Raw genomic sequence first — 20,149 nt, 5'->3', positions numbered from 1 at the left:
TCCCATTTCGGATTTATCCAAAATTTTGAATGGGAACAACGAGATAGAGTACTTCGTTCCAATATGACGTAAAACTTCATCATGATCTTACATCCTAGAAGGAGTGACCATTCATGCAGCGTGTTGAACCGCTCGTCAGTATTATCGTCCCTGTCTACAATACAAGTGATTATTTACACCAGTGCTTGGATAGCCTGGTCAATCAAACGTATCCGAATCTCGAAATTATTTGTATCAATGATGGTAGTAGCGATTGCAGCCTCGACATCATGATGGAATACGATGCGGATTCGCGTGTTCGGCTCATCGACCAGACCAATCGCGGCTGTTCTTTTTGTCGAACCCGGGGATTGGAATTGGCGAAAGGGGAGTACCTGATGTTCGTCGACAGCGACGATTGGCTCGACTTGGATGCCATCCGGGTACTCCTTCGTCATGCAGAACGGGAACAAGCGGATGCGGTGATGGGCACATATGTCCGTGAGTACGGGGACCGGTCACTTCGGAAGAAAATTTTTGAAGAGTCTTACTTATCGTATGACGCAAAAGGCACGAGACGTTATGTTCACCGTCGTTTATTCGGTTTGATTGGAGAAGAATTGGCCCACCCTGAAAGTGTCGATTCCTTGAATTCGAATTGTTTCACACTGTATCACCGGGACCTCGTCAAACATCTCAAATTCGGAGCGGGTCCATACGGGACATTCAAAGACCTCTACTTCCAAATCGAGGCACTCGAACATTGTAAGCGATTCGTTTACATCGATTATCCAGTTTATCATTACCGGAAAACCGATGCCCGTTCCGTGTCGAGCGCCTATAAGAAGGATCTCGTCGAATCCCGCCTGCATTTCTTCCATGTCTTAATGCACTATATCGAAACGCACGATTTAGGCGAGGAGTACCTAAAGGCGCTCTACAATCGGATTGCCCTCAGTATGATTGGAATCGGCTTAAATGAGTTGTCTTCTTCCAAATCGCTTTGGGCACAGGCTGAAGCGCTCCGCCAAGTGTTGCGTCAAACAGAATACAAGCGGGCCTATTCCCAAATCGATTTTCACTACTTTGATATGAAATGGCGTACGTTCTTCCAGTTGTGCAAACGGGAGCAGACCGTTCCACTCGTCTTAATGTTGCATGGGGTCGATTATTTGCGGAAGCGGGTTTAAGGAGGGGATCGTATGAAACGGATGCTCATGGTCGCCTCGGTCGTCTCGATGATTGAGAGCTTCAATCGTGATAATATCCGGATGCTGCAAGACATGGGGTACGAAGTACATGTCGCGACGAATTTTGAATGGGGAAGCATGTATTCCGAAGAAAAGATTGCCCGAATCAAGGAGGACTTGAGACAAAACGATGTGATGCTCTTCCAAATTGATTTTGAGCGGGACGTCAAAAAAATGAATGGACACGTACGGGCTTACCAACAATTAAAACGTGTCATGACCACACATGACTACGACTTCGTCCATTGCCATTCGCCAATCGGCGGTGTCATCGGTCGGCTTGTCGCGAGACAAACACATACGCCCTGCATGTATACGGCGCACGGGTTTCACTTCTTTAAAGGCAGTCCGTCCCTCAACTGGATGCTCTATTACCCGGTTGAACGGACGCTTGCCCGGTTGACCGACACAATTGTCACGATTAACGAAGAAGACTTTACACGTGCTCAGTCGTTTAAGACGTCGCATACGTTTCGAATTCCGGGGATTGGAGTCGATACGAAACGAATCGAACAAATTGCCATCAATCGCCCGCAAAAGCGCCGTGCACTCGGTATTCAAAGGGAAACAGATTTTGTACTCCTGTCTGTCGGTGAACTGAACGAGAACAAAAATCATGAGACGATCCTTCGAGCGATCGCTTCTTTGAACGAACCGACCATTCGATATTTAATTGCCGGGACAGGGGAGCATCAATCCAATTTAGAACGTTTGATTCGTGAACTCGGTCTGACGGATCAAGTGCGTTTGCTCGGTTTTCGGGACGATGTCATCGAGGTGATGAAAGCATCGGATTGTTTCGTCTTCCCGTCGAGACGAGAAGGACTGGGGATGGCCGCGCTCGAAGCGATGGCCGCCGGTCTCCCGCTCATCACTTCAAACGTGCACGGCATCAATGATTATTCGGTGGAAGGGGTGACGGGTTATAAATGTGCACCAAATGATGTTGCAGGTTTCGCCCGGGCGATTCAAACGATGCAACTCGATTTTGATTTGTCTCACCAGATCGGACTTCGTAATAGTGAGTCGGTGAAAGAGTTTGATGTGACTCGATCCCAATCGGAAATGAGACGGATTTATTCAGAGTTCGGCCGTCACAAAGCGACATGATAGTTTATGAAAAGTTGGTTAGCATTTCTTTCGAATTACGACAAAGTGAAGGGTAAGTAGTAACAATACAAGATCGGAACAGACCATAAACCACACTACTACATGCAATCTATTTGTTCGAAGGAGGGTTTGACTGTGAACAGCCAGACGATGTTATTATCTGAACTACTCGCTGTATTCAAAAAAAGCAAATTGCTCGTTTTCATCACGATTTTATTGATGGGGGGCGCGGCTTATTATTTGAGCCAGTATGTAATTGAACCGAAATATGAAGCATCCACTCAGGTCTTGATTGTTCCGAAACAGGAGGCCGGTTCAAATGTAGTGGACAGTACGCAAGTTTCATCCTCTCTGTCATTGATCAACACGTATCGGGTCATCATGCGGAGTCCGGCAATCTTGAACGATGTACAAGAGCGGGTCACAAATGCGCCTGAAGACATTAGTGAAGTACTTGTCGTCGAGAGTGAAGAGGACTCGCAAGTCATCAATATCGTTGTGGAGTACACGGATCCAGTCGTCGCCGCGGAGATTGCCAACGTCATCACGGACGTCTTCGCCAATGAAATTCCGGCACTCATGAACATCGATAATGTCCGTGTCTTGTCGCTCGCAGAAATCCCGAACTCTCCTATCTCACCGAACATCATTCTGAATACACTGGCCGGTCTGGTTGTCGGATTTGTCGCGGGTGGCGTACTCGCTCTCATCCGTTATACGTTCGATAAACGGATTCGAGACGAACATGAATTGGAACTACTGTTGTCCATGCCTGTTATCGGAACGGTTCCTGTGATTGAAAAGCGAGACATGGCGCCATCTCGGGCGCAAACACCGCCGGGGGCGGTGACGACGACGAAAGGAGAGAAGCCACATGTTCAATCCCCTAAAAAAGCACGACAAAGTTCGTGAGACACGCCGCAGTTTGATCACGTTAACGAATCCACAGTCTCCAATCTCTGAACAATATCGAACCATTCGTACGAATCTTCAGTTCACGGCTCTTGGGGAAAAACTGCAAACGATTGTCGTGACGTCCGCCTCTCCGGGTGAAGGCAAGTCGACAACCGCGTCCAATTTGGCTGTCGTCTATGCACAACTCGGTAAACGGGTGCTGTTGATTGACTGTGACATGAGAAAACCGACGGTTCACTTCACGTTTCAACTCCCGGCGCGATTTGGTCTGTCGACCGTCCTCGCGAAACGGGTCACGTTTGATCGATCCGTCCAATCGACGCAAGTATCGAAACTACACTTATTGCCGGCAGGACCGATTCCACCTAACCCGTCTGAGTTGTTGGCCTCCGACATGATGACGGAGATATTGGAAGACGTGAAAAAACATTATGACCTCATCATCCTAGACGCGCCACCTCTGATGCAGGTAGCGGACAGTCGCATATTGGCGAGTCAGGCAGACGGTACGATTCTCGTGGTCAGTTCGGATAATTCAAACCGCGATTACGTCGTGAAAGCGAAAGAGCAGCTCGTCATGTCAGGAGCACACATGCTCGGCGTGGTCATGAACAAGCTCGAAAAAGGAAAAGATCGTCACTACCATTATGCTTACGATTAAGCTACGTCCGGAAAGAAGGTGAATGCTTATGCGAATCATTCACATCAATGCAATCCACGAGGAAAAAAGCACGGGCAGGATTTGTAAAGAGCTTTCCGTCATTGCGGAACAACAGGGGCATGAGAGTTCGGTCGCCTACGCGACCGGACCGGAGACAGGGACCGGCTTCCATATCGGATCGGATTTCGATCAAAAACGCCACGCCTTGCTGTCGCGGATTACAGGGAAACAAGGATACTATTCCAAACATGCTACGGAAGAACTCGTCGAGTATTTAACGGATCAGCGACCGGATATTGTGCATTTGCATAACTTACATTCCAATTATCTACACTTTGAGACGCTGTTTTCCTGGTTATCGAAAACAGACACTGCGACCGTCATGACGTTACATGACTGTTGGTTTTACACCGGAAAGTGTACCCACTATTCGAAAACCGGGTGTGACCGTTGGATGACAGGGTGCGGGAGTTGTCCACGACTTGCCCTCGACAACCCGAGTTGGGTGTTCGATCGTACGGCCGAGATGTGGGCAGATAAAAAACGGTGGTTTGAACAGATTCCACGCCTTGCAGTCGTCGGTGTATCCGACTGGATCACGAATGAAGCAAGACTCTCATTTCTGGGACAGGCGCCGATTTTACGGCGGATTTACAACTGGGTCGACACCTCACTGTTCCACCCGCGCGATACGAGTGTCCTTCGTCATCGGCTCGGTTTAGAGGACCGTTATATCCTTCTCGGAGTGGCCAGCTCCTGGGACGATTCGAAAGGATTGGCCGACTGGATCACCTTAGCGAATCGTTTGCCGGAAGTCAGTATTTTGTTAGTCGGAGAGATGAAGGAGGAAAACCTTCCATCGAACATCCTCTCCATTCCCCCGACAAATCGTGTAGAGGAACTGGCTGAATATTATGCGTTGGCAGACTTGTTTTTGAACTTATCGCAGGAAGAGTCATTCGGAAAAGTGACGGCAGAAGCACTCGCTTCAGGGACGCCGGTCATCGTCCTAGAGGCGACAGCCAACCCGGAACTCGTTCCGGCCGCTTGCGGCTTTACCGTTCCACCAAACGATTGGAAAGGTTTGATTGAAGCCATCAGACACGCCAGAAGCAATGGAAAAGCAGCTTACGGCGATGCTTGCGTCCGACACGCGCATCGTGAATTTAAAATGGAGGATCGCATTAACGATTATTTAGCGGTATACGCACAGCTCATGAATGGGAAAGGAAGGGATTCAACATGGCACAGCCCCTCGTCTCCATCGTCATCCCGGTCTACAATGGAGCAGACTATTTAGAAGAGACGATTGAAAGTGCGCTCGCCCAGACATATGAACGGGTAGAAGTGATTGTAGTGAATGATGGGTCGACCGATGCCGGTGCGACTGCAGCGATTGCCCGAAGCTTCGGTGACCGGATCCGTTATGTCGAAAAAAAGAATGGAGGCGTGTCGACCGCTCTCAATCGGGGCATCGAGGAAATGAAAGGGGAGTGGTTTTCCTGGCTTAGTCATGATGACTTGTACACCCCGGAAAAAATTCAACATCAAATCGACCAACTTGAGAAACTGGGTGAGAAAGCCGAACACACGATTTTATCGTGTGGCACAGACTTGATTGATGAGGTCGGCCGACCGATTTACCGTCCACGAAAGCGGCCAAAAGGTGCCTTTACAAGTGAGGAGATGTTCGACTATTTACTTCTCGAAGCCTGTCTCTCCGGATGTGCGCTACTTGTGCCGAAACAGGCATTTGAAAAAGCCGGCGGTTTCCCGACCTCCTATCGATACATCCAGGACTGGGTTCTTTGGGTAGAAATGGCGTTGGCGGGCTATTCATTTGTAGTCACAAAAAATCCTTACGTCAAATCCCGTGTCCATGCTAAGCAACAGACGAAGCGTATCGCTGATTTGGCACCGATCGAAACCACTCAGTTTTTCGAAGGGTTGTTAGGACGGTTGCAACACGCCGGTTTAAGAAAGACCGTGTTTCAAGCTATCTACCGTTCTACTTCTCCAGAAACCCGAGACGAATTGATTCAGCGATTTCGGGGGGATGAATCATTGTCCGTTTGGGAACAGCGATGGTTACAGGGGAAATCGTTTATTTACCATCGGGCACGGCATATGTACCGTGGCGTCATGAACTTACGTTATCGCTAAAGAAGGGAGGCGGTCGCCATGCTCATCTATCTTGTGAATATTGTCCTCCTCATCGCCTGGGCGGCCCTGCTTTTGCGTGACGATGGGATCAAACACGGAAAATTGTTATTTGTGGCGATTGCGACAGGGCAGTGGATTGTCCTTTCAGGATTTCGGCATTTTAGTGTCGGCGCAGATACACTCCAGTACAAATGGATGTTCGACCAGACGAAGTTCGCGTCGTGGGAGCATCTGATGGATAATTTCGTCCGAGGGGTGACCTCAAGCGGAGAAGATCGTGACCCGGGCTATTTTCTGTTGCAAAAGGCGACGCAGCTGGTGACGGAGAACTACCAATGGTATCTCCTGATCGTGGCTATTCTATTTCTTGTTCCATTCGGGATTTGGATTTATCGGAATTCGACAGAACCGTTACTTAGTTTCTTGATTTTCTCTACACTGTTCTATGCATTTTTTGCCATCACAGGACTTCGCCAGACCATTGCGACGGCAATCGCCGTACTGATTGGGTACACATTCATCAAAACGAGACGATTCTGGCCATTTGTCGCGGTCGTACTGGTGGCGGCAACAATCCATAAATCGGCGCTCGTTTTCTTACCCTTCTACTTTGTGGCCACCAAACAATTGACGAAGCGATACTTGTTGACGGTAGGGGTACTCGTTCCGGTACTCTTTTTGTTCAAAGGGCAGTTGTTCGAATTATTCCGTTTGATCAGCGGTTATGATCAATACGACTATTACACTGGGGCAGGGACGTTAAATTTCTCGCTCATTCTGATTTTAATCACCGTCGTTTCCCTATGGCGACGGGAGGAGATGATTGCCAACAATCCGAACGTCGTTCACTATTTGAACGCGATGATTCTTGCACTCTGTTTCCTTCCACTTACGTTCATCAACCCGTCGATGATGCGAATCGTTCAATACTTCTCGGTGTTCATTATGCTCCTCATTCCTGAGTTGCTGCGCTCGTTCGAACGCCGTGAACGTCTACTCGCCTATTACGTGGCCATCACGATGTTGTTATTCTTGTTTGTACGAAATGAACCGGTCTACTTATTCTTTTGGCAAAACAAGTAAAGGAGGCGAGAGCGGATGGCGACAAAAGTGGAATTCGATGAACAGCGCAGTTCCAGACAAATCAAAATCGGAGCCTTGATGTCCTATGCCGCCATCGGCTTCAACGTATTGGCAGGGCTCATCTATACGCCTTGGATGATTGCCGAGATTGGACAGGCGAGCTATGGGTTATACATGCTGTCGATTTCTCTTGTCAGCATGTTTGCACTTGATTTTGGATTGGAAGCCGCAGTGTCCCGTTTTTTATCAAAATATCATGCACTTGGCGACACGGAGGGTGCGTCCAGGTTTCTCGGGGTCGCATTTAAGCTGTTCGCCGCGATCGCGGTCGTCATCGGCTTGATCCTGACTGGGGTCTATCTCATGATTGACACGATTTATGCCAGTCTCTCCCAGGCAGAGGTCGCCACCCTGAAGACGCTCTTTATCATGGTCGGGTTTTATATCGTCGTCCTCTTCCCGATGAAACCGTTCAACGGGATTCTCGTCGCGAACGAACGATTTGTCGTCTTGAACTGGTTCAATCTGTCTGAAAAAGTGTTGACCGTACTGTTGATGATTGGCGCCTTATTCCTGGGATATGGTCTATACGCGCTCGTATTCGTCAACGCCTTCGTCGGACTGTCCATTTTCATCGGTAAAGGGTTTTACTTGATGCGCCGTACAGATACCGTTGTAGCGCTACTCTATTCAAGTCGCAGCATGTACCGTGATATTTTCTCCTTCTCCTCCTGGACAACGTTGATTGCGTTGGCACAACGTTTTATCTTGAACATCACTCCGACGATTCTCGGGGCGGTGGCGGGCAGTGCCTCGATTGCGCTCTTTTCTGTCGGGATGGTGATTGAGGGATATGTGTGGACCATCTCGTCTGCGATTGGTTCGCTTTTCTTGCCGAAAGTGACACGGATGACGACGAGTAACCGACAGAAGGATTTAGAAAATCTGTTGATTCGGGTCGGACGGATTCAACTGTATATTGTCGGCTTGATCATTGTCGGTTTTGCAACGATGGGACAAGAATTTGTAAGATTGTGGGTTGGAGAATCATTTAAAGCATCCTACATCGTTGCGCTCTTGTTGATTGCTCCTGGGTTCATTACACTGACGCAAGAAATTGCCTATACGACGCTGATTGCAATGAATCAAATCAAATACCGGGCGTTTGCTTCGATGATTGTCGCCTCGATCAGTGTCGTCTTGTCGCTTCTCTTATCTCCACATTACGGTGCAATCGGAGCAGCTGTCGCCATATTGATTGGAAATGTGTTCGGCACAATCCTGTTCATGAACTGGGTGTATATTCGAGTCTTACAGTTAAATATGTGGCGCTTTTTCAAAGCCAGCCACTTAAAAATCTTCCCTGCGCTTCTATTGTTAGGGGCAGGTGGATGGCTGATGCAACGATATGTTCCCGTAGACTCTCTATTCCTCTTCCTGGTTAAGGCCGGGTTGCTGGCAATCGGTTATGTGTCGTTCCTCTGGCTCTTTGTATTCCGACCTGAAGAGAAACGATTATTGTCGAGTTTAATCCCCGGTTTATCCAAAGCATCCTGAACAGGATGCTTTTTTCGTTTGTTTATGAAAATTCGACAGCATCATATTTCAAAAAAATGATACACATATCTTTCCAATTATTGAACGAGAAGGGTATCACGTAACTATCTACTTCATTGCAATAGTTTTCCAATCAAGCGTAGAACCATTTGACATCAAGAAGGAGAGGATCTGCAATGTTCAAAGATAAGACGTTACTGATTACAGGAGGGACTGGATCATTTGGGAATGCCGTGATGCAGCGCTTCTTGAAAACGGATATTAAAGAAATCCGAATTTTCTCCCGCGACGAGAAGAAACAGGATGATATGCGCAAACTGTATCGCGACGACAAGCTCAAGTTTTACATTGGGGATGTTCGCGACATAAACAGTGTGCGAAACGCCATGTATGGTGTCGATTACGTCTTTCATGCGGCAGCGCTCAAACAAGTTCCTTCTTGCGAGTTCTTCCCGTTAGAGGCCGTCAAAACGAACGTCCTTGGAACGGACAACGTACTTACAGCAGCGGTTGAACAACAAGTGAAAAAAGTAATTTGTCTCTCAACAGACAAAGCCGCCTATCCAATCAATGCAATGGGGATTTCGAAGGCGATGATGGAAAAAGTATTCGTGGCCAAGGCGAAAGCCGTTCGAGATGACCAAACCCTCATTTGCGGAACTCGTTACGGCAATGTGATGGCGTCACGCGGTTCGGTCATCCCTCTCTTTGTCGAGCAAATCAAGCGAGGAGAGCCGTTGACGGTGACAGATCCTTTCATGACACGCTTCCTGATGAGTCTAGAAGACGCAGTGGAGCTCGTCGTCTTCGCCTTCAATCATGCCCATGCGGGGGACATCATGGTACAAAAAGCTCCCGCTTCAACGATTGGAGTACTCGCCCAAGCTTTAATCGAACTATTCAAAGTCGACAATCCAATCAAAGTGATTGGAACACGGCATGGTGAAAAAACATACGAAACGCTGTTGACCCGAGAAGAGAACGTCGTCGCAGAAGACATGGGAGGCTTCTATCGTGTACCGGCCGACACGCGTGACTTGAACTATGACAAGTATTTCAGTGAAGGAAGTCGGGAGTTGACTGTGGAGGGAGAATACAATTCGGCGAATACGGAACAGTTGAACGTCGAGCAAGTGAAGCAACTTTTGCTCACACTCCCTTACATTCAACAGGAATTAGCGAGATGGGTGAAAGTATCATGAACGTACTCGTGACTGGAGCGAACGGATTTGTCGGGAAGAACATGGTCGCCAGTCTTGAAGCAGCCGGGCATCGTGTACTTCCATATACTCGTGAAACAACACGGGAAACGTTTGATCTGTATTGTCGACAAGCAGATTTTGTTTTCCATTTGGCCGGAGTGAACCGGCCGGAGACGGAAGCGGAGTTTTTTGAAGGCAACGCGGGGTTAACAGAACGCTTACTCTCAACCCTGACGTCCGCTGAGAATATGGCGCCGGTTGTTCTCTCCTCCTCTGTTCAAGTCGAGTTTGATAACCCGTATGGACAGAGCAAGTTGGAAGCAGAGCGTCTTCTGTTGCGGGAGCATGAAGAAAATGGACGTCGAATCCACATTTTCCGTCTTCCAAACTTGTTCGGGAAGTGGGGAAGACCGAATTATAACAGCGTCGTCGCGACGTTTTGTGATCGGGTAGCGCATCATCAGCCTGTAGACATTCATGATCCGGACAAAACCATTGAACTCGCCTACATTGACGACGTGGTGGCGGCGTTTATGAATTTATTAGAGACGCCAGGAACCATCTTTCAAGAGGTAGCCACTCATGAGCCAATCACATTGAAGCGGATTGCAGACTTACTGTATGCGTTTCGGAACAGTCGCTGTGACTTATCACTTCCTGAGTTCGACGACGTGTTCGTGAAACAGCTCTATAGTACGTATGTGAGTTACTTGCCGGTCGATGCGTTTGCTTATGACTTACACAAACATGAAGACGAACGGGGGTCGTTTACCGAGTGGGTCCGAACGCCGGATCGGGGGCAAGTGTCGGTTAATGTCACGAAACCGGGCGTCACGAAAGGAAATCACTGGCACCATACGAAAACGGAAAAATTTTTAGTCGTCAGTGGGGAGGCGAAAATCCACTTCCGTAGAGTTGGCGAAGAGGCGGTTCATACGTTCTTTGTGACAGGTGAGATGGCGCGTGTCGTCGATATACCAGTCGGTTACACGCATAGTATCGAAAATGTTGGAATCACCGATCTGGTGACGGTCATGTGGGTAAATGAACCGTTTGACCCGGCCCATCCCGATACTTATTTCATGGAGGTGCAAGATGAAGCGACTCAAAGTCATGACCATCGTCGGGACACGTCCCGAAATCATTCGGCTATCGGCCGTCATCCAAAAACTCGAACAATCTGAAGCCATCGAACATGTCCTCGTGCATACGGGTCAAAACTATGACTACGAATTGAATGAGGTGTTCTTCCGAGACTTTGGTCTAAGAAAACCTGATCATTTTCTAAATACGGCAACCGGCAGTCCGATGGAGACGATCGGCAATATTTTAATTCATGTGGACCCGGTGCTGGAACGTGAACGACCGGATGCCGTGTTGATTTTGGGAGACACGAATTCCTGTCTAAGTGCCATTGCCGCCAAGCGACGGAAAATTCCAATCTTTCATATGGAGGCTGGAAACCGGTGTTTCGATCAACGGGTACCGGAAGAGACCAACCGAAAAATTGTCGACCACACAGCCGATATCAATCTGACCTACAGTGATATCGCCCGTGAGTACTTATTACGAGAAGGTCTACCGGCAGAACGGATCATTAAGACGGGCAGTCCGATGTTTGAGGTACTCACTGCCAAACGAAAGGAAATCGAACAGTCGGACGTTCTCGAACGGCTTGGTCTCATACAAGAACGATACTTCGTCGTCTCAGCTCATCGGGAGGAAAATATTAATTCGGACGTAAACTTCATGGCACTTGTTGAGAGTTTGAATGCGATGGCCGAAACGTATGATCTGCCAATCATTGTGAGCACACACCCCCGGACGATGAAGCGTATCAATGAAATGAACATCTCGTTTCACCCACACGTACATCTGTTAAAGCCGCTTGGATTTATCGATTACAACCACCTCCAATTGCATGCGAAAGCTGTACTGAGTGACAGCGGGACAATCAGTGAGGAGTCCTCGATTCTCGGATTGCGTGGACTCAACATCCGTGAGACGCACGAGCGGCCCGAAGCAATGGAAGAAGGGGCAGTGGTGATGGTCGGTCTTGAAACAGAACGGATTTTGCAGGGGCTGTCGATCGTGTTGACTCAACCGAAACCACGAATCGTCAGCGACTACAGTATGCCGAATGTATCGGACAAAGTCGTTCGAATCCTGCTCTCTTACACGGATTACGTCCGGAGAGAAGTTTGGAAAGGCAGTGTCGACCCGAGGCAAACGGTGAAGGAGAGATAAACGATGAAACAAAAGCTCGTATTCATTAGTAACATCGCTTCCCCATACCAGGTGAAACTTTGTTATGCGTTAGAGGAATACTTTGACGCTGAGTTCTGGTTTTACGAATATACCGATTCCAACCGACCGGACTGGTGGAAGATTCCGCTCGGAGACAAGTGCAAAATCTTGAAGTACTCCAAACGGTTTCCGAAATTAAGTTATTTGTCACTCAGCTTGCTTCCTGAACTACTCCGATTCAAACCGGATATCATTTTACTCGGTGGATTTATGCCGGCCCATGCATTGATCACGAAAGTAGCCAAGCATCTTGGCATTAAAACGGTCGTGATGAGCGAACCGTTGCGCCCCCTTCAAAATGATGATGACCCGTCCGACAATCTGATGAACCGGGTCGAACATCCAACAAAAACGAAACTGCTTCATTGGATGTTTAAAGATGCGGATCTTTACTTCGGAATGGGAACGGTCGCGGTGGATCAATTCAAGCGGGAATTAATGTTCGATCCAAATAAAGTCGTGCATGCGACGTACGCACAAGATATTGATGCCTATTTCGACCACGGATTACGTCGTAAAACATCTGGAGACACCTTTAAACTCTTATTTGCGAATCGACTCGTCGAAAGGTATCAACCGCTCCTCGTCCTAGAAGCGTATCGAAATTTATCGAAGCGCTATTCTCTTGAACTTTACTTGAACCATTCGGGTCAGCAACTCGAGGCGTGTAAAGCATATATCGAAGAACATCAACTGGAAAACGTTCATTTTCTCGACGAAATCAAGGCGTGGGATGAGATGCCACGGGTGTATGAACAAGCGGATATCCTAATCTTGCCTGCGACGTACTCAAATGGGAACGGAACGATTATCGAAGCCCGTGCTTCGGGGATGGGGGTCGTACTCAGTAAACAGATCAACAACATTTCGCACCACTCGGTTGACGGGAAAAACTGCTACATGTGTGACGTGTCTGTTGAGTCAATCGAACAAGGGATTGAACAATACCTGGCACATCCGGAACGATTGATTGAACACGGGAAGTTATCACGGGAATTGGTGAAATTTCACCGTAATGACGTCACGGCGAAAGGATACTACGAGACGCTACGAGACAAGCAAATCATTTCATAAAAGGAGAACGCTTATGAACGTCGCAATCATGCAGCCTTACTTTTTCCCGTATATCGGATATTTTCAGCTGATCCATGCCGCCGATACGTTCGTCGTATACGATGATGTGCACTTCATTAAAAAAGGGTGGATTCATCGAAACCAGATTTTGCTGGACGGTGAGCCTTACCCGCTTGTTCTCCCGATTCGAAAAGCGAGTCAGAATCGATTGATTAGTGAGCATGAGCGGGCACTTCCAGACGAAACGGTTGAAAAACAACTGGTTCTCATCAGGCAAGCGTATCGAAAAGCTCCTTGTTTTGATCTGGCGATGCCGATTATCGAGAAAGTACTCCGTTATCCGGAAGTCAATGTGGCGCGTTATTTATTGCATGGCCTCAAAGAGGTGGCTGAATATATCGGACTCCAAACAAACTTTCTTCTCTCGTCCGAATTGGAATCAACCGGTGAATTGAAAGGGCAGGAGAGAATCGTGGAACGCTGCCGGCAACTTGGGGCTACCCATTACATCAACGCAATCAACGGCATGTCGTTATACGATGCAGAATCGTTTGAACGTCACGGCATAGCGCTCTCTTTTCTAAAGTCGGAGAGTGAGCCATATGAACAAGGAGACGGCCCGTTCTATCCAAACCTCTCTATCCTTGATGTGATGATGTACAACCACCCGCAGGAGATTCGTAAACGGATTGAACAATACACATTGCTCTCATCACATCGCGTCACTGAGGAGGTGTAACATGGCACACACTGTCGGCATACCAAGCGGGACACGCTCATCCCTTCCCAAAAAATCATCAGAGAAGATTGCTGTCGTTCAATCCGCCCTCCCTGACTTCGATGAGTATGTAGAAGAAATTCGTGGGCTGTGGGAAACAAAATGGCTGACGAATAACGGGGAGAAACATCAACAGCTCGAGGAAGGACTCCGTTCCTATATGAACGTCAACAACATTGCGCTATTCACAAACGGCCACTTGGCTCTTGAAGCCGCGATCGAGGTGTTAGGACTGACCGGCGAAGTCATCACTACGCCATTCACGTTCGCTTCGACGAGTCATGCGCTCGTTCGGAAAGGGTTGACTCCAGTCTATGGGGACATTCGTCCAGACGATTATACGCTTGATGCGACAAAACTCGAGAAACTGATTACGTCGAAAACGTCTGCCATTATGCCGGTACATGTATATGGAAACGTCTGTGACGTTGAAGCCATCGAAGTCATAGCGAAAAAGCATGGGTTGAAAGTGATCTATGATGCGGCGCACACGTTCGGTGTCACGGTCAACGGAAGAGGGATTGGAACGTTCGGGGACGTGTCGATGTTTAGTTTCCATGCGACGAAAGTGTTCCATACGATTGAAGGAGGGGCGTTGACGTTTAACGACCCTGAATTGAAAGAACGCTTCGAACGTATTAAAAATTTTGGAATCACGGGTCCGGAGACTGTTCACGAACCTGGTGGAAACGCCAAAATGAACGAGTTTCAGGCGGCGATGGGACTTTGTAATTTGCGCTACGTCGATGAGACGATTGCGAAACGAAAAGTTGTTCGTGACGCCTATGACGAGTGCTTGAAAGAGGTTCCTGGCATTCGACTATTGAAGTCACAGTCTGGTGTCGAGACGAACCATGCCTACTATCCGATTGTTTTCACCGGTGACCAGAACCGAAGAGATGAGCTGTTCCAAGTTTTCGCTGATGCGGGCATCTTCACACGGAAGTATTTTTATCCGCTCGTGACGGATTATGAATGGATTGGAAACCGCTACGCCAGTCAACGAACGCCTGTCGCGAGATCGATCGCAGAACGTGTCCTGACACTACCACTTTATCCCGACCTTGCGCTTGATGACGTCAAGCGGATTTGTGACATCTTGGCAGAAAGGATGATGACGACATGAAAGGAATCATTTTAGCGGGCGGAAACGGTACACGCCTCTATCCGATGACAAAAGCCGTATCGAAACAATTACTGCCGATTTACGATAAACCGCTGATCTATTATCCAATGTCTGTTCTGATGTTGGCCGGCATTCGCGAGATTTTGGTCATCTCTACACCGAAAGATATCGGTGGCTATGAAAGGTTGTTTGGAGATGGCCATCAGCTTGGGGTCGACATTTCTTATAAAGTGCAAACAAAGCCTGTCGGTTTAGCGGATGCCTTTATCTTGGGAGAAGAGTTCATCGGGGATGATTCGGTATGTCTCATCCTTGGAGATAACGTTTTTTACGGGCCAGATTTAACGAGTTTCTTACGGGACGCACAAGCGAAAACGACAGGAGCAACCATTTTTGGTTACCCAGTCAAAGATCCCCGGGCCTTCGGGGTCGTCGAGTTTGATGAATCGCATCGTGTTGTCTCGATCGAAGAAAAGCCCGCGCATCCAAAATCCAACTATGCTGTACCGGGCCTTTACTTCTATGACAATCAAGTTGTGGAATTTGCAAAAAATGTCGAACCTTCGCCCCGGGGAGAGTTGGAAATCACATCGATCAACAATATGTATCTTGAGCGAGGGGAATTGAATGTGGTCTTGTTCGGAAGAGGGATGGCGTGGCTTGATACAGGAACACCCGAGGGCATGATTAAAGCATCCATTTTTGTTCAAACCGTGCAGGAGCGACAAGGCTATTACATCGCCTGTTTAGAAGAAATTGCATGGCGTCGAGGATTCATTACGCGTGAACAGTTATACGATATTGGATTGACGTTAAAAATGACGGATTACGGACAATATCTTATCTCACTCGTGGAGGAAGGGGAGCAGGCGAATGCGTACGATCCTAGTGACTGGCGGAGCCGGGTTCATCGGTTCGAATTTCATAAAACACTTACGGGAAAAACATCCGACGTACCTCATACTAAACGTTGATGTCTTGACGTATGCGGGCAATTTGGAAAATCTCAGTGAGTTCGAGACGGATCCACTATATGAGTTTCATAAAATCGATATCCGCAATCGTGATGCGATGGAGGCGCTCTTTCTTTCTTACAAAATTGATGAAATCGTACATTTTGCTGCTGAGTCGCACGTTGACCGCAGCATTTTGGAACCGGAATTGTTTTTAACGACGAATGTGCTTGGGACACAAGTGCTGCTAGATGCTGCTCTTCGTCATTGGAAGCTCGCTCCGGATGATAAACATAGTCGTGCCTATCGAGAGGGGGTTTGTTTCGTTCATGTCTCAACGGATGAGGTATATGGTTCGCTCGGGGAGACGGGCTTCTTCACCGAAGAGACACCTCTTTCCCCGAACAGCCCGTATTCGGCTTCAAAAGCTAGTTCGGACCTTCTCGTTCGCTCTTATCATGAGACGTATGGACTCCCTGTGAAAACGACACGTTGCAGCAATAACTATGGCCCGTATCAATTCCCGGAAAAGCTGATTCCACTCATGATTCATAACTGTATGACGAACCAGCCGCTCCCGGTGTATGGGGACGGGGGACATGTCCGGGATTGGTTGCACGTGCGCGACCATTGTGAGGCAATCGATCTCGTTCGTGAGAACGGGCGGTTTGGAGAAGTCTACAATATCGGGGGACATAATGAGAAAACAAACCTTGAACTTGTACGTACTATCATTCAGGCGTTTGGTCTCTCGGAAGATCAGATTCGGTTCGTGAGCGATCGCCCGGGTCATGATCGTCGCTACGCAATCGATCCTACCAAAATGAGGATGGAGTTGGGGTGGAGTCCGCGTTATCGTTTCGAGGAAGGAATTGAGGAGACGATTGAATGGTATAAGACGCATCCTGAGTGGGTGGAGTCGATTGTATCGGGAAGTTATCGTTCATACTATGAATCGATGTATTCATCGCTTTAGGAGGTGAGAGGAGTATGTATGCACGTTACATCAAGCGTCCACAGGATTTGTTGCTAGCCGTCCTTGCCCTGGTCGTCCTCAGTCCGCTCCTCCTCATCGTCGCCTTGCTCATCAAATGGAAGCTCGGTGGACCAGTGTTATTCAAACAAAAACGTCCCGGTAAAGACGGGGTCCTCTTTGAGATGGTGAAGTTTCGGACGATGACGGATGAGCGCGACGAAAACGGTGAGCTGTTGCCGGATGACCTTCGATTGACGGCATTCGGGAAGACGCTTCGGGCGCTCAGTGTAGACGAGCTGCCAAGCTTGATCAACATCGTCAAAGGGGATATCTCGATCGTCGGACCACGTCCCTTACTCGTTGAATACTTGCCCCTTTATAACGAGGAGCAACGCCGCCGTCATGAAGTGCGGCCGGGTCTCACCGGATTGGCGCAAGTGAACGGGCGTAATCGGGTGACGTGGCCGGAACGTTTTGCCTTGGACGTCCAATATGTCGATGACATCACGTTTTGGAACGATTGGCAAATCATCTTCCGGACGGTGTATAAAGTGTTCAAACGGGACGGCATCTCCTCCGAAACGTGTGCGACGATGGAATGGTTTACCGGCAATGAGACGACAACCAAATAAGACGTCCCCGTTCAATCGAGGACGTCTTTTATGATGCAACGGCAAGTTCCGCTTTTTATTGATCCAGTTCTTTCACCGGATTCTTCTCGAACACAATGACTTTGTCCCGTTGGAGACGGTCGATCTCATCGGGCTCGATCAGCTCGAGTTTCAACCAATCTTCGCGCGTCGTGTCAGTCGGAGCCTTTCGTCGAGCGAGGGGGCCGAACCGTTTTTTATTGTAGGTACGCCATACGTAGAGGGCGCAGGCCGAGATGAGCAGGGCCAAAGCACCGAAGCCGAGCAGTTCCCGGATGTCGCGGTTCGTCACGTTCAGCATCGCCTTCAACGAAGCAATCAGACCTCCGTCTTGGTTGAAGAGGGCGCTCCCGAAAAACCAGGTGACGACGAGCGTGTAGGCCCAAAAGATGAGCGTCAAGGTGATCTCGATGAACGAGCGGACGAATGAGCGTTTCGTTTCGACGAGCACGTCCTGTCCTATAGGCTGCTCCGTCTCGTGCCGCGGTCTGGTGAATTCCATGTGGCATACCCTCCTCTCAAAGTAGAACGGATGGCACGTGGTGTCGCGGCGATGACGACGAACGTGTTCAACATCCAATAAATGGCCGGATACCAGGCAGCCCATACATAGTAGCGGAACACCTTGTCGTACCGGGCGTCATTCCAAAGGGAGATGATCAATTGGATGTGACTGATCAACACGAGAGCGAACGAATTATACGTGAACCATATGAGCATGTCCCGAAGCGTGTCGGCGGTCACGAACAAGTAGAGTGTGACGATGAGCCAGGCGTATGCCCAGATCACGCTGATGACCTGTTCAACATAGACCGGCCAGATCCGGCGTTGACGCCAGTCTTTGAAGATATCGAAATGGCGTAACACGACTTCCTGTCCGCCTTGGGACCAGCGGACACGTTGGCGCCAAATCCCGGACAAGGATTCCGGGACGAGCATCCAGCAGAGCGCACGCGGCTCATAGCGGATGTCCCAAAATTGACGTTGGAGCTTCCATGAGACGGCGATGTCTTCTGTGATCATGTCACGGTCCCATAACCCGACCGAAAGGAGGGCTTTTTTCCGGAACATGACGATGACCCCGGAGACGGTCATGATTTTACCCATGACGCGTTGGGTCCGTTTGATCGAGCCGATGATCGAGGCGTATTCGACGATCTGCATCCGGCTGAGTAGCGTATCCCGGTTCCGGATTCGTGGGTTGCCGGTGACTGCACCAACCCGCTCTCCTTTTTCTAAGAAATGACGAACGAGATAATACGGAGCTTCTTCAGCCAGGAAGGCATCCGAGTCGACACAGAGCAAATACTCCGAATGCGCAGCATGCGCGGCCATATGTAGGGCGTTGGCCTTCCCGCGGTTTTCATGGCAGTCGATGACACGCAGACGTTCGTGCCGGTCCGCCAAATCGATGAGGATTTGACCGGTCTGATCTGAACTTCCGTCATTGACGGCGATGATTTCAAGGTTCGGGTACGTGAGGCGATCCAAATAAGTGATCGTCTCTTCGATTGTTTGTTCCTCATTATAGCAAGGGACGAGGATGCTGATGAGCGGCCATTCCCGTTCATTCAAATCCAGTTCCTGCTCACGTTCGCGCGTGGCGCTGAACAGGAGAGCGCCTGAAATCCAAAAGAGCGCCATGATGAATGGATACCAAAAGACGAATTGCGCCAACGGTTCAATCCATGGGGCGAATTCTAACAAATAAAAAGTCATGAACAGATTCCTTTCCAAACAACAAAGGGCAACGGTGATGGAAAAAATGCTTTTTTACACATTTTACCTAATTTAAGAAAGATTATACGGAATATAATCTGCATCTGTCCATTTCAGTGATCTCAAAAACCAGAAAAGTTTTTTGTGACGAAGACGTTTTTCTCCTACCGTGAAGGGGAGCCTGTCGAGACAATGGTCTGACTCATGTCTTGTCTAAAGATTTTGAACAGGAGAATAGCCGGTTGTGTAGAATGATACAAAAAGAAAAAGCGTTCGACTGACGTCAAACACTTTTCTTCATACGTCGTTTCCGATCAACCTGCATTTTCCACACCACCAGACCGACTACCAGCAGAAACGGGGCGAATGCCCACGGTTTTGCCTCAAGAATGGCGACGAGCTCAAAGATGGAGAGCCATCCGCTCACCATCATCAAAATGAGAAGAAATGTTTTCAGTCCCCCCCGGACCGGTAACCAAACGTACACCACTAACGTAACCAAGAAAAAAGCGATTAAAGCCATGCGTCTATTCCTTTCGCGCACCATTTTGACTCATTATAGCAGAGAACATCGGGAGAGTGTTAGAAGCTTCCCTTCGCTTATTCCTTTCACTATGCTAAAGAAAGATGATTGAAGGAGGAACTT

At 48.6% G+C, this 20,149-nt stretch carries 20 protein-coding genes; 17 read left to right on the top strand and 3 right to left on the bottom strand.

Going from position 1 to position 20,149, the window contains the following annotated elements; genetic code table 11:
• The first annotated feature begins 113 nt into the window (after nt 1-113).
• The 17 genes from KNP03_RS04420 (at nt 114) to KNP03_RS04340 (ending at nt 17,766) form a co-directional block, all read left to right on the top strand.
• Nucleotides 114-1,169 carry a glycosyltransferase family 2 protein gene (locus KNP03_RS04420; protein ID WP_214825771.1) on the top strand — a complete coding sequence of 352 codons (1,056 nt, stop codon included), beginning with the start codon at nt 114-116 and terminating at the stop codon, nt 1,167-1,169.
• Nucleotides 1,170-1,181: 12 nt separating this feature from the next.
• Nucleotides 1,182-2,339 (top strand): glycosyltransferase family 4 protein, encoded by a 1,158-nt coding sequence (locus tag KNP03_RS04415; protein WP_214825769.1) that lies wholly within the window; start codon nt 1,182-1,184, stop codon nt 2,337-2,339.
• Between the two features lie 135 nt (nt 2,340-2,474).
• Nucleotides 2,475-3,251 carry a YveK family protein gene (locus tag KNP03_RS04410; RefSeq protein ID WP_214825767.1) on the top strand — a complete coding sequence of 259 codons (777 nt, stop codon included), beginning with the start codon at nt 2,475-2,477 and terminating at the stop codon, nt 3,249-3,251.
• Complete coding sequence (locus tag KNP03_RS04405; RefSeq protein WP_214825765.1) at nt 3,214-3,915, top strand: CpsD/CapB family tyrosine-protein kinase; 702 nt, start codon at nt 3,214-3,216, stop codon at nt 3,913-3,915. Before KNP03_RS04410 ends, KNP03_RS04405 begins: the two co-directional genes overlap by 38 nt.
• A gap of 28 nt (nt 3,916-3,943) precedes the next feature.
• Entirely contained in the window at nt 3,944-5,215 is a 1,272-nt protein-coding gene (locus KNP03_RS04400) for a glycosyltransferase (RefSeq protein WP_214825763.1), read from the top strand.
• Entirely contained in the window at nt 5,158-6,078 is a 921-nt protein-coding gene (locus KNP03_RS04395) for a glycosyltransferase family 2 protein (protein ID WP_214825761.1), read from the top strand. The genes KNP03_RS04400 and KNP03_RS04395 overlap by 58 nt, the downstream gene beginning before the upstream one ends.
• Nucleotides 6,079-6,096: 18 nt before the next feature.
• Nucleotides 6,097-7,161, top strand: coding sequence for an EpsG family protein (locus KNP03_RS04390; protein WP_214825759.1), 1,065 nt, complete (start codon nt 6,097-6,099; stop codon nt 7,159-7,161).
• Nucleotides 7,162-7,176: 15 nt separating this feature from the next.
• Entirely contained in the window at nt 7,177-8,718 is a 1,542-nt protein-coding gene (locus tag KNP03_RS04385) for an oligosaccharide flippase family protein (protein WP_214825757.1), read from the top strand.
• A gap of 176 nt (nt 8,719-8,894) precedes the next feature.
• On the top strand, nt 8,895-9,920 hold the full coding sequence (locus KNP03_RS04380; RefSeq protein WP_214825755.1) for a polysaccharide biosynthesis protein: 1,026 nt from the start codon (nt 8,895-8,897) through the stop codon (nt 9,918-9,920).
• Complete coding sequence (locus tag KNP03_RS04375) at nt 9,902-11,104, top strand: polysaccharide biosynthesis C-terminal domain-containing protein (protein WP_420827875.1); 1,203 nt, start codon at nt 9,902-9,904, stop codon at nt 11,102-11,104. Before KNP03_RS04380 ends, KNP03_RS04375 begins: the two co-directional genes overlap by 19 nt.
• Nucleotides 11,016-12,167 carry a non-hydrolyzing UDP-N-acetylglucosamine 2-epimerase gene (gene wecB, locus KNP03_RS04370; protein ID WP_214825754.1) on the top strand — a complete coding sequence of 384 codons (1,152 nt, stop codon included), beginning with the start codon at nt 11,016-11,018 and terminating at the stop codon, nt 12,165-12,167. Before KNP03_RS04375 ends, wecB begins: the two co-directional genes overlap by 89 nt.
• Before the next feature lie 3 nt (nt 12,168-12,170).
• Complete coding sequence (locus KNP03_RS04365; RefSeq protein WP_214825753.1) at nt 12,171-13,301, top strand: glycosyltransferase family 4 protein; 1,131 nt, start codon at nt 12,171-12,173, stop codon at nt 13,299-13,301.
• Nucleotides 13,302-13,314: 13 nt separating this feature from the next.
• Complete coding sequence (locus tag KNP03_RS04360) at nt 13,315-14,040, top strand: WbqC family protein (RefSeq protein ID WP_214825752.1); 726 nt, start codon at nt 13,315-13,317, stop codon at nt 14,038-14,040.
• A gap of 1 nt (nt 14,041) precedes the next feature.
• On the top strand, nt 14,042-15,205 hold the full coding sequence (locus tag KNP03_RS04355) for a DegT/DnrJ/EryC1/StrS family aminotransferase (RefSeq protein WP_214825751.1): 1,164 nt from the start codon (nt 14,042-14,044) through the stop codon (nt 15,203-15,205).
• Nucleotides 15,202-16,179 (top strand): glucose-1-phosphate thymidylyltransferase RfbA, encoded by a 978-nt coding sequence (gene rfbA, locus KNP03_RS04350; RefSeq protein ID WP_214825750.1) that lies wholly within the window; start codon nt 15,202-15,204, stop codon nt 16,177-16,179. The genes KNP03_RS04355 and rfbA overlap by 4 nt, the downstream gene beginning before the upstream one ends.
• Entirely contained in the window at nt 16,079-17,134 is a 1,056-nt protein-coding gene (gene rfbB, locus KNP03_RS04345) for a dTDP-glucose 4,6-dehydratase (protein ID WP_214825749.1), read from the top strand. Before rfbA ends, rfbB begins: the two co-directional genes overlap by 101 nt.
• Before the next feature lie 14 nt (nt 17,135-17,148).
• A complete protein-coding gene (locus KNP03_RS04340; protein WP_214825748.1) occupies nt 17,149-17,766 on the top strand; it encodes a sugar transferase in 618 nt (205 codons plus the stop codon).
• Nucleotides 17,767-17,821: 55 nt separating this feature from the next.
• Here the strand turns inward: KNP03_RS04340 and KNP03_RS04335 are convergent, their stop codons facing one another.
• The 3 genes from KNP03_RS04335 to KNP03_RS04325 form a co-directional block, all read right to left on the bottom strand.
• A complete protein-coding gene (locus KNP03_RS04335; RefSeq protein ID WP_214825745.1) occupies nt 17,822-18,286 on the bottom strand; it encodes a PgaD family protein in 465 nt (154 codons plus the stop codon).
• Complete coding sequence (gene pgaC / locus KNP03_RS04330; protein ID WP_214825744.1) at nt 18,244-19,503, bottom strand: poly-beta-1,6-N-acetyl-D-glucosamine synthase; 1,260 nt, start codon at nt 19,501-19,503, stop codon at nt 18,244-18,246. Before pgaC ends, KNP03_RS04335 begins: the two co-directional genes overlap by 43 nt.
• A gap of 283 nt (nt 19,504-19,786) precedes the next feature.
• A complete protein-coding gene (locus KNP03_RS04325) occupies nt 19,787-20,026 on the bottom strand; it encodes a hypothetical protein (protein WP_214825742.1) in 240 nt (79 codons plus the stop codon).
• Nucleotides 20,027-20,149: the final 123 nt, after the last annotated feature.

This window comes from Exiguobacterium algae (assembly GCF_018617875.1).
Lineage (GTDB): Bacteria > Bacillota > Bacilli > Exiguobacteriales > Exiguobacteriaceae > Exiguobacterium > Exiguobacterium algae.
Note: the sequence above shows the minus strand (reverse complement) of the source record. Positions and strands in the feature narration are given on the sequence as shown.